General features: G+C 71.0%; 9 protein-coding genes. All 9 read left to right on the top strand.

Going from position 1 to position 10835, the window contains the following annotated elements; all coding sequences use genetic code 11:
* The first annotated feature begins 234 nt into the window (after nt 1-234).
* Nucleotides 235-987, top strand: coding sequence for a YebC/PmpR family DNA-binding transcriptional regulator (locus ACFYOY_RS07650; RefSeq protein WP_351902685.1), 753 nt, complete (start codon nt 235-237; stop codon nt 985-987).
* A 149-nt stretch (nt 988-1136) separates the two neighbouring features.
* Nucleotides 1137-1760, top strand: coding sequence for a crossover junction endodeoxyribonuclease RuvC (gene ruvC / locus ACFYOY_RS07655; RefSeq protein ID WP_388585469.1), 624 nt, complete (start codon nt 1137-1139; stop codon nt 1758-1760).
* Nucleotides 1757-2377 (top strand): Holliday junction branch migration protein RuvA, encoded by a 621-nt coding sequence (gene ruvA, locus ACFYOY_RS07660; protein WP_351902691.1) that lies wholly within the window; start codon nt 1757-1759, stop codon nt 2375-2377. The genes ruvC and ruvA overlap by 4 nt, the downstream gene beginning before the upstream one ends.
* A 67-nt stretch (nt 2378-2444) precedes the next feature.
* Nucleotides 2445-3533: a Holliday junction branch migration DNA helicase RuvB gene (gene ruvB, locus ACFYOY_RS07665; RefSeq protein WP_351902694.1), complete on the top strand. Its 1089-nt coding sequence runs from the start codon at nt 2445-2447 to the stop codon at nt 3531-3533.
* Between the two features lie 223 nt (nt 3534-3756).
* Entirely contained in the window at nt 3757-4281 is a 525-nt protein-coding gene (gene yajC, locus ACFYOY_RS07670; protein ID WP_351902697.1) for a preprotein translocase subunit YajC, read from the top strand.
* Nucleotides 4282-4433: 152 nt separating this feature from the next.
* A complete protein-coding gene (secD, locus tag ACFYOY_RS07675; protein WP_388585473.1) occupies nt 4434-6227 on the top strand; it encodes a protein translocase subunit SecD in 1794 nt (597 codons plus the stop codon).
* A gap of 1 nt (nt 6228) precedes the next feature.
* Nucleotides 6229-7350 (top strand): protein translocase subunit SecF, encoded by a 1122-nt coding sequence (gene secF, locus ACFYOY_RS07680; RefSeq protein ID WP_351902703.1) that lies wholly within the window; start codon nt 6229-6231, stop codon nt 7348-7350.
* Between the two features lie 16 nt (nt 7351-7366).
* A complete protein-coding gene (locus ACFYOY_RS07685) occupies nt 7367-7963 on the top strand; it encodes an adenine phosphoribosyltransferase (protein ID WP_388585475.1) in 597 nt (198 codons plus the stop codon).
* A gap of 195 nt (nt 7964-8158) precedes the next feature.
* Complete coding sequence (locus tag ACFYOY_RS07690; protein WP_351902709.1) at nt 8159-10690, top strand: RelA/SpoT family protein; 2532 nt, start codon at nt 8159-8161, stop codon at nt 10688-10690.
* The last annotated feature ends 145 nt before the right edge of the window (nt 10691-10835 follow it).

The following is a 10835-nucleotide window of genomic DNA, read 5'->3' on the forward strand; positions in this document are numbered from 1 at the left end:
GGGCGCGTAGCGCTCGGTTGAGGGTGGTGGCGGGAGACGGGAGATAGGGCGCGGGGCGCGTAGCGCTCGGTTGAGGGTGGTGGCGGGAGACGGGAGATAGGGCGCGGGGCGCGTAGCGCTCGGTTGAGGGTGGTGGCGGGAGACGGGAGGGCTGGTCCGCGCCGCGGGCTGAGCCGATCCCGGTAGGATCTCAGGCGTTCGTACAGCAATGGGTTACGCGAAGGAGACAGGCGGATGTCCGGCCACTCTAAATGGGCTACGACGAAGCACAAGAAGGCCGTGATCGATGCCAAGCGCGGCAAGCTCTTCGCGAAGCTGATCAAGAACATCGAGGTCGCGGCCCGGATGGGCGGTTCCGACCCGGAGGGCAACCCGACGCTCTTCGACGCCATCCAGAAGGCGAAGAAGTCGTCGGTTCCGAACAAGAACATCGACAGCGCGGTCAAGCGTGGTGCCGGTCTCGAGGCCGGTGGCGCCGAGTACGAGACGATCATGTACGAGGGCTACGGCCCCAACGGCGTGGCCGTGCTCATCGAGTGCCTGACCGACAACCGCAACCGCGCGGCCTCCGATGTCCGCGTCGCGATGACGCGCAACGGCGGCTCGATGGCCGACCCGGGCTCCGTGTCCTATCTGTTCAACCGTAAGGGCGTCGTCATCGTCCCCAAGGGGGAACTCACCGAGGACGACGTGCTGGGCGCGGTCCTGGACGCGGGCGCCGAGGAGGTCAACGACCTCGGTGAGTCCTTCGAGGTGATCAGCGAGGCCACCGACCTGGTCGCGGTCCGTACCGCCCTGCAGGAGGCGGGTGTGGACTACGACTCGGCCGAGGCCAACTTCGTGCCCACGATGCAGGTCGAGCTCGAAGAGGACGCCGCGCGCAAGATCTTCAAGCTGATCGACGCTCTCGAGGACAGCGACGACGTGCAGAACGTCTTCGCCAACTTCGACGTCTCCGACGAGGTCATGGCCAAGGTGGACGCCTGACGGCGGATCGGCACGGCGGTCGACGACTGAGACGGGCCGGCGGGGCATCACCCCACCGGCCCGTCGGCGTTGTCCGCGCCGGTGTTGTCGGCGGCAGCCGCTAGCCTGCAGGAACAGGTGACCGAAGCAGCGGTGAGGGGAGGGGCGCGGTGCGGGTGCTGGGCGTGGACCCGGGGCTGACCCGGTGCGGTGTCGGCGTGGTCGAGGGGGTCGCGGGCCGCCCGCTGCGGATGCTCGGCGTCGGCGTCATCCGGACCGGGGCGGACCTCGCGATCGGCGACCGGCTCGTCCTCATCGAGCGCGGCATAGAGGAGTGGCTGGGCGCCCACCGGCCCGAATTCGTCGCCGTGGAGCGGGTGTTCAGCCAGCACAATGTGCGCACCGTCATGGGCACCGCCCAGGCCAGCGCCGTCGCGATGCTGTGCGCGGCCCGTCGCGGGCTCCCGGTCGCGCTGCACACCCCCAGCGAGGTCAAGGCGGCCGTGACCGGATCCGGGCGTGCCGACAAGGCGCAGGTCGGCTCGATGGTGACCCGGCTGCTGCGGCTGGACGCACCGCCCAAACCGGCCGACGCGGCCGACGCCCTGGCGCTCGCCATCTGCCATATCTGGCGGGCCCCCGCGACCAACCGCCTCCAGCAGGCCGTCGCCGCCCACCGCAGCACGAATAGCGCCCGCACCACGAACAGCGCCCGCACGGCGAATAACGCCAGTACCACGAGTACCGCCCGCCCCGCGAGCACCGCGCGCACCACGAAAGGCCGTATCTCATGATCGCGTTCGTCTCCGGTCCGGTGGCGGCCGTCGCCCCGGACACCGCCGTGATCGAGGTCGGCGGGATCGGGATGGCGCTCCAGTGCACCCCCGCCACCCTGGCCGGGCTGCGCGTCGGCCAGCAGGCCCGACTGGCCACCTCCCTCGTCGTCCGTGAGGACTCGCTGACCCTCTACGGCTTCGCCGACGACGACGAGCGCCAGGTCTTCGAGCTGCTCCAGACCGCCAGCGGGGTCGGCCCCCGGCTGGCCCAGGCCATGCTGGCGGTGCACTCCCCGGATGCGCTGCGGCTCGCGGTGTCCACCGGGGACGAGAAGGCGCTCACCGCCGTCTCCGGCATCGGCAAGAAGGGGGCGCAGCGGCTGCTGCTGGAGCTCAAGGACCGGCTCGGCGAGCCCCTCGGCTCCGCCGTGCCCGGCGCCCGCTCCGCGGCCGCCCCCGGCTGGAGCGACCAGCTGCACACCGCGCTGGTCGGCCTCGGCTACGCCACCCGGGAGGCCGACGAGGCGGTGGCCGCCGTCACCCCGCAGGCCGAGGAGGCGGTGGCCGCGGGCGGCAAGCCCCAGGTGGCTCAGCTGCTGCGGGCCGCCCTGCAGACCCTGAACCGCACACGGTGAGCCACCGCGGCCGCGGCAGGCCGCGATCGGCGACACCACTCCAGACGACATCGCGAGGCGAAACGCAGTGAACTGGGACGAGACCCCATCGGCCACCGCCGACGACGCCCCGCCCGGCCCGGGCGGCAGGCTGGTGGGCGCCGACGCCGACGGCGACGACCAGGCGGTGGAGGCCGCGCTGCGCCCGAAGGACCTCGGCGAGTTCGTCGGCCAGGAGCGGGTGCGCGAGCAGCTTGACCTGGTGCTCAAGGCGGCCCGGCAGCGCGGCGGCACCGCCGACCACGTGCTGCTCTCCGGCGCGCCCGGACTGGGCAAGACCACCCTCTCCATGATCATCGCCGCCGAGATGGCCGCCCCGATCCGGATCACCTCCGGCCCCGCCATCCAGCACGCCGGCGATCTGGCCGCGATCCTCTCCTCCCTCGCCGAGGGCGAGGTGCTCTTCCTGGACGAGATCCACCGGATGTCCCGGCCCGCGGAGGAGATGCTCTATATGGCGATGGAGGACTTCCGCGTCGACGTCATCGTCGGCAAGGGGCCCGGGGCCACCGCCATCCCGCTGGAGCTGCCGCCGTTCACGCTGGTCGGCGCCACCACCCGGGCCGGGCTGCTGCCGCCCCCGCTGCGCGACCGCTTCGGCTTCACCGGCCATATGGAGTTCTACGCCCCGGCCGAGCTGGAGCGGGTCATCCACCGTTCCGCCGGGCTGCTCGATGTGACCATCGAGGCCGAGGGCGCCTCCGAGATCGCGGGCCGCTCCCGCGGCACCCCCCGGATCGCCAACCGCCTGCTGCGCCGGGTGCGGGACTACGCCCAGGTCAAGGCCGACGGCGTGATCACGCGCGAGATCGCCGCCAGCGCCCTCGCCGTGTACGACGTGGACGAGCGGGGCCTGGACCGGCTGGACCGGGCGGTGCTCAGCGCCCTGCTCAAGCTGTTCGGCGGCGGCCCGGTGGGCCTGTCGACCCTGGCGGTCGCCGTGGGGGAGGAGCGTGAGACGGTCGAGGAGGTCGCCGAGCCCTTCCTGGTCCGGGAGGGTCTGCTGGCCCGTACGCCCCGGGGGCGGATCGGTACCCCGGCGGCCTGGGCCCATCTGGGGCTGACCCCGCCGCCGCAGACCGCCGGCGGCGGCCAGGCGGGGCTCTTCGAGGCATGACGGGCCATGCCGGGGCATAAGCGCTCGCTTACCCGGCATCATGGCGTAGAGGGCCAATAATGGCGGGGTCAGGAACCCCGGTACCGCGCCGGGCGTTGTTCCATTGGCGTGGGCTCGCTTAGACTCCGCCGATGCCGTCCGTATGCCGTCCGCTCACCGTGCGGTATACCCACCCCCGTAGACCAGGCCGCTCCCCGCGGTCGTGTGAAGGAATTTCCGTCCCGTGAATATCGTGACTCTCCTGCCGTTCATCGTGCTTATCGGGGCCATGTTCCTGATGACGCGATCGGCCAAGAACAAGCAGCGCCAGGCCCAGCAGATGCGCAATGACATGCACCCGGGCACCGGCGTGCGGACCATTGGCGGCATGTACGCGACGGTCAAGGAGGTCCACGACGACACGGTCCTCCTCGAGGTGGCCCCCGGCGTGCACGCGATCTACGCGAAGAACGCGGTGGGAGCCGTCCTGGCGGACGCCGAGTACAACCGCATCGTGCACGGCATCGACCCCGACGAGGACGCCGACGCCGCCGACACCCCTGTCGTTCCCGACGACGCCTCCTCGCTGACCGAGGCCGCCGACGCCGGTGATGGCGACTCCTCCGCCGACAAGGCCGACGCGGCCGACGAGACGGACGAGAAGGCCGGGAAGACGGACGTCAAGAAGATCGACCTCGGCAAGGACGACGCCGCCGCGGCGAGCACTTCCGAGGACGAGAAGCGGGACGGCGGCACCGACGCGAAGTAAGTCCGTCATACGGGAAACCGCGGCGCGCCCCCGCTTGGTGCGCCGCGGTTCCCTGAACGGTCTAGGCTCCGGCGGGGGCTCGTCCCCACAAGACTTCGTGGCCGCTCCGCGCACACCCGATGCGGTGCGGTTGGACAGGGAGATACGAGAAGGTGGCAGCACCGAAGAAGGGCCGCAGGTCCTCCGGGTCACAGGGCAGGCCCGGGCGCGCCTTGGCCGTCATCCTGATCGCCATCGTGGCGCTGACCGGAGGCATGTTCGTCTCCGGTCACACCACGCCGCGACTGGGTATCGATCTCGCGGGCGGTACCAGCTTCACGCTGGAGGCCAAGAACCAACCGGGCAAGCCCAACGCGATCAACACGGACAACATGAACACCGCCGTGGGCATCATCGAGCGGCGGGTCAACGGTCTGGGTGTGTCCGAGGCCGAGGTCCAGACGCAGGGCGAGAAGCACATCATCGTGAACATCCCCAAGGGGACGAACGCGAAGCAGGCCCGGCAGCAGGTCGGCACCACCGCCCAGCTCTACTTCCGGCCGGTGACCACGACCACCAGCGGCCAGAAGACCCCCGACCCCAGCTCCACCCCCAGCCCGTCCGCCAGCGCCAGCGGCAAGGGTGATGACAAGGGCGACGACAAGGGCGGCAAGCCGTCCGGCACGCCGTCGGCCTCGTCGTCGGCTTCCTCGTCCTCCTCCGCCAGCCCCAGCACCCAGGGGCGGGCCCTCTCCGAGGGCCTGAAGGCCGACAAGAAGCCCAGCGAGACCCCCTCGCCGTCGAAGACCCCGAAGGCCGACCCGTCCAAGAGCCCCTCGGGCTCCACCAGCCAGGAGGAGCTGGCCAAGCAGTTCGCGAACCTGGACTGCACCAAGCCGGCCGCGCGCGCCGCGGCCGCCGAGAAGGCGGCCAACGCCAAGCCGAGCGACCCCGTGCTGGCCTGCAGCGAGAAGGGCGACGCCAAGTTCGTCCTCGGCCCCTCCGAGGTCGAGGGCACCGACGTGGACGACGCCTCCGCGGTCTTCGAGAGCCAGAACGGAGCGGGCTGGATCGTCCAGCTCGACTTCAACGGCAAGGGCTCCAAGAAGTTCGCCAAGACCACCGGCGAGCTCACCACCAAGCAGTCCCCGCAGAACCGCTTCGCGATCGTCCTGGACGGCGAGGTCGTCTCCGACCCCGAGGTCACCCAGGGCGCCATCACCGGCGGCCGGGCCACCATCTCCGGTGGCTTCACCCAGCAGAGCTCCGAGGACCTGGCCAACGTGCTGTCCTACGGAGCGCTCCCGCTGTCCTTCGACATCGCGGACGAGACCACCGTCTCCGCCGCGCTCGGCGGTGAGCAGCTGGACGCCGGTCTGGTCGCCGGTGCCATCGGTCTCGCGCTCGTCGTGATCTACCTGGTCGTCTACTACCGTGGTCTCGCCCTCGTGGCCATGGCCAGCCTCGGCGTCTCCGCGATCCTGACGTACACGATCATGGTGCTGCTCGGCCCGGGCATCGGCTTCGCGCTGAACCTGCCGGCGGTCTGCGGTGCGATCGTGGCCATCGGTATCACCGCCGACTCGTTCATCGTCTACTTCGAACGGATCCGCGACGAGATCCGGGAGGGCCGCTCGCTGCGCCCCGCCGTCGAGCGCGGCTGGCCGCGGGCCCGGCGCACCATCCTGGTGTCGGACTTCGTGTCGTTCCTGGCCGCCGCGGTGCTCTACATCGTCACCGTCGGCAAGGTGCAGGGCTTCGCTTTCACCCTGGGGCTCACCACGCTGCTCGACGTCGCCGTGGTGTTCCTCTTCACCAAGCCGCTGATGACGATCCTCGCCCGCCGCCCGTTCTTCGGGAACGGCCATTCGTGGTCCGGACTGGACCCCAAGCGCCTCGGGGTCACGCCGCCGCTGCGCCGTCGCCGTCCCGCCGCCCCCGGCCCCGCCGACACGAAGGAGGCGTGAGATGTCGCGACTCGGCACTCTCGGCGCCAGGCTCTACCGAGGCGAGGTCGGCTACGACTTCGTCGGTAAGCGGAAGATCTGGTACGGCATCTCGATACTGATCACCATCACGGCCATCGTGGGCCTGGCGGTGCGCGGCCTGAACATGGGCATCGAGTTCTCCGGCGGCGCCGTCTTCACCACCCCGAACACCAAGGTCTCGGCCTCCGACCTGCGCCAGACGGCGGAGGACGCGTCCGGCGGCCACACCGTCGTGGTCCAGGAGCTCGGCCGGGGCGGCCTGCGGATCCAGATCAGCGAGCTGGGCACCAAGGAGGCCCTGCCGGTCCAGGAGAACCTCGCCAAGGAGCTGGGCGTCGAGGCCAGCAAGATCGACACTCAGCTGGTGGGCCCGAGCTGGGGCGAGCAGATCGCCAGCAAGGCATGGCAGGGTCTGGCGATCTTCATGGTGCTGGTGGTGATCTATCTCGCCATCGCCTTCGAATGGCGGATGGCGCTGGCCGCCCTGATCGCCCTGATCCACGACCTCACCATCACCGTCGGTGTCTACGCACTCGTCGGCTTCGAGGTCACCCCGGGCACCGTGATCGGTCTGCTGACGATCCTCGGCTATTCGCTCTACGACACCGTCGTGGTCTTCGACGGTCTCAAGGAAGCGTCGAAGGACCTCACCAAGCAGACCCGCTTCACCTACAGCGAAATCGCCAACCGCAGCCTCAACTCGACCCTGGTGCGGTCCATCAACACCACGATCGTGGCGCTGCTGCCGGTCGGCGCGCTGCTGTTCATCGGTGGCGGTCTGCTCGGCGCCGGCATGCTCAACGACATCTCCCTGGCGCTCTTCGTCGGACTCGCCGCCGGCGCGTACTCCTCGATCTTCATCGCGACCCCGCTGGTCGCCGATCTGAAGGAGCGCGACCCGAAGATGAAGGCGCTGGCCAAGCGGGTCAAGGCCAAGCGTGCCGCGTCCGCCAAGGCCGAGGCTGCCGACTCGGCGTCCGACGAGGAGGAGGTCCCCGACCTGGAGGACGCCGCAGCGGCCCCAGCCGGGGTCGTCGGCCAGCGCCGCCAGCCCGCCTCCCGTAACCGGGGGCGCGGCCGGCCGTCGGGCAAGCGACGATGAGCGGGGGAGCCCGGCGATGACCGAGACGACGAAGACCACGGCGGACAGTCCCCACGGATCCGGCGCGGCCGCCGCCGAGGAGCTGCGCAGGCTGCTCCTCAGCCGGATCCAGGACGTGCCGGACTACCCCAAGCCGGGCGTGATGTTCAAGGACATCACCCCGCTGCTCGCCGACGCCGCCGCCTTCGGCGCGCTCACCGAGGCGCTCGCCGAGCTGTGCGTCCGGCACCGGGCGGACAAGGTGGTGGGTCTGGAGGCACGCGGCTTCATCCTCGCCGCCCCGGCCGCCGTCAGCGCCGGAATCGGCTTCGTACCGGTCCGCAAGGCCGGCAAGCTCCCCGGGGCGACCCTCGGCCAGGGGTACGAGCTGGAGTACGGCACCGCCGAGATCGAGATACACGCCGACGCGCTGGAGCCCGGCGACCGGGTCCTGGTGATCGACGACGTACTGGCCACCGGCGGCACCGCCGAGGCGTCCCTGCAGCTCATCCGGCGGGCCGGCGCCCAGATCGCCGGGGTCGCCGTGCTGCTGGAGCTCGGCTTCCTCGACGGCCGCGGCCGTCTGCTGGCCGCGCTCGACAGCGCCCCGCTGGAGGCCCTGATCACGGTCTGAGCCGGACACGGGCCCGCACACCGGGCCGAGACCACCGCCGGAGGGCGGGGACCGCGCACCGCCGGTCCCCGCCCTCCGGCATGCCGCCACATGCCTCCGTCATGCCCGGCTTGGCGGTCGGCAGGCAACCGGAGTGGCGGGATCGATACCATGGCAGCCTGACCTTTCGAGGTCCGGACCGCTTGAGGAGTGCTCTTGCCAGACGAGGCCCAGCCGCTCTCGCCCAAAGTCCGTCCGGGCGGAACCCCCTCCGCACAGCCGGACGCGCCCACCGCCGCCGAACCGACGGCGGCCTCCGGCGTGCCCAAGAACAGCGGCGACAGCCCGGCCCGGCGCGGCCCCGAGCAGACGAGCCCGAAGCCCCCCACGGGCCGCTCCAGCAACCTGCCCGCCACCACGCCCCCCGCGCGCCCCGCACAGAGCCCCGCGCCCCGCTCCGGCTCGTCCAACCGCGTCCGGGCCCGCCTGGCGCGCCTGGGCGTCCAGCGCTCCAGCCCGTACAACCCGGTGCTGGAGCCGCTGCTGCGGATCGTGCGCGCCAACGACCCCAAGGCGGAAGCCTCGACGCTGCGCCAGATCGAGCGCGCGTACCAGGTGGCCGAGCGCTGGCACCGCGGCCAGAAGCGCAAGAGCGGCGATCCGTACATCACCCACCCCCTCGCGGTGACCACGATCCTGGCCGAGCTGGGTATGGATCCGGCCACTTTGATGGCCGGACTGCTGCATGACACCGTCGAGGACACCGAGTACGGCCTGGACACCCTGCGCCGGGACTTCGGCGACCAGGTCGCCCTGCTCGTCGACGGCGTCACCAAGCTGGACAAGGTCAAGTTCGGCGAGGCGGCCCAGGCCGAGACCGTGCGCAAGATGGTCGTCGCCATGGCCCGGGACCCCCGGGTGCTGGTCATCAAGCTGGCCGACCGGCTGCACAACATGCGCACCATGCGCTACCTCAAGCGGGAGAAGCAGGAGAAGAAGGCCCGCGAGACCCTCGAGATCTACGCCCCGCTCGCCCACCGCCTGGGCATGAACACCATCAAATGGGAGCTGGAGGACCTCGCCTTCGCGATCCTCTACCCCAAGATGTACGACGAGATCGTGCGGCTGGTCGCCGAGCGGGCCCCCAAGCGCGACGAGTACCTGGCCGTCGTCACCGACCAGGTCCAGGGCGATCTGCGGGCGGCGCGGATCAAGGCGACCGTGACCGGCCGGCCGAAGCACTACTACTCCGTCTACCAGAAGATGATCGTGCGCGGCCGCGACTTCGCGGAGATCTACGACCTGGTGGGTATCCGGGTGCTCGTCGACACCGTCCGCGACTGCTACGCGGCGCTCGGGACCATCCACGCGCGGTGGAACCCGGTGCCCGGGCGGTTCAAGGACTACATCGCGATGCCCAAGTTCAACATGTACCAGTCGCTGCACACGACGGTCATCGGGCCCAGCGGCAAGCCGGTCGAGCTGCAGATCCGCACCTTCGACATGCACCGCCGCGCCGAGTACGGCATCGCCGCGCACTGGAAGTACAAGCAGGAGGCGGTGGCCGGCGCGTCCAAGGTGCGCACCGATGTGCCCCGTAAGGCGGGCAAGGACGACGCCATCAACGACATGGCGTGGCTGCGGCAGCTCCTGGACTGGCAGAAGGAGACCGAGGACCCGGGCGAGTTCCTGGAGTCCCTGCGCTTCGACCTCTCCCGCAACGAGGTCTTCGTCTTCACGCCCAAGGGCGACGTCATAGCGCTTCCGGCCGGGGCCACCCCGGTCGACTTCGCCTACGCCGTGCACACCGAGGTCGGCCACCGCACCATCGGGGCGCGGGTCAACGGGCGGCTGGTGCCGCTGGAGTCGACCCTCGACAACGGCGACCTGGTGGAGGTCTTCACCTCCAAGGCGGCGGGCGCCGGACCGTCCCGCGACTGGCTGGGCTTCGTCAAGTCGCCCCGCGCCCGTAACAAGATCCGCGCCTGGTTCTCCAAGGAGCGCCGCGACGAGGCCATCGAACAGGGCAAGGACGCGATCGTCCGGGCGATGCGCAAGCAGAACCTGCCCATCCAGCGGATCCTGACCGGGGACTCGCTGGTCACCCTCGCCCATGAGATGCGCTATCCCGACATCTCCGCGCTCTACGCCGCCATCGGCGAGGGCCATGTCTCCGCGCAGAACGTGGTGCAAAAGCTCGTCCAGGCGCTCGGCGGCGAGGAGGCGGCCAACGAGGACATCGCCGAGACCGCCCCGCCCATCCGCCGCACCAAGCGCCGCTCCAGCGCCGATCCGGGCGTCGTGGTCAAGGGCGTCGAGGATGTGTGGGTCAAGCTGGCCCGCTGCTGTACGCCGGTCCCCGGCGACCCCATCATCGGCTTCGTCACCCGCGGCAGCGGCGTCTCCGTGCACCGCGCCGACTGTGTCAACGTGGACTCGCTCTCCCAGCAGCCCGAGCGCATCCTCGACGTCGAATGGGCGCCCACCCAGTCGTCGGTCTTCCTGGTCGCCATCCAGGTCGAGGCGCTGGACCGGTCCCGGCTGCTGTCGGACGTCACCCGCGTGCTGTCCGACCAGCACGTCAACATCCTCTCGGCGGCCGTGCAGACCTCCCGCGACCGGGTGGCCACCTCGCGCTTCACCTTCGAGATGGGCGACCCCAAGCACCTGGGCCACGTCCTGAAGGCCGTACGGGGCGTCGAGGGCGTCTACGACGTCTACCGGGTCACCTCGGCCCGCGCCCGCTGAGAACCCGCGCCCGCTGACCATACGACGGCGGCGGGCCCCCGGGGGGGGGGGGGGGGGGGGGCCCCCCCCGGGGGGGGCGGGGGCGGGGGGGGGGCAGCGCCCCCCCCCAACCGGCAACCCCGCTGACCCCGGGGGCCCCGGCCGC

This window comes from Streptomyces sp. NPDC007875 (genome assembly GCF_042868035.1).
Classification (GTDB): Bacteria; Actinomycetota; Actinomycetes; order Streptomycetales; family Streptomycetaceae; genus Streptomyces; species Streptomyces antimycoticus.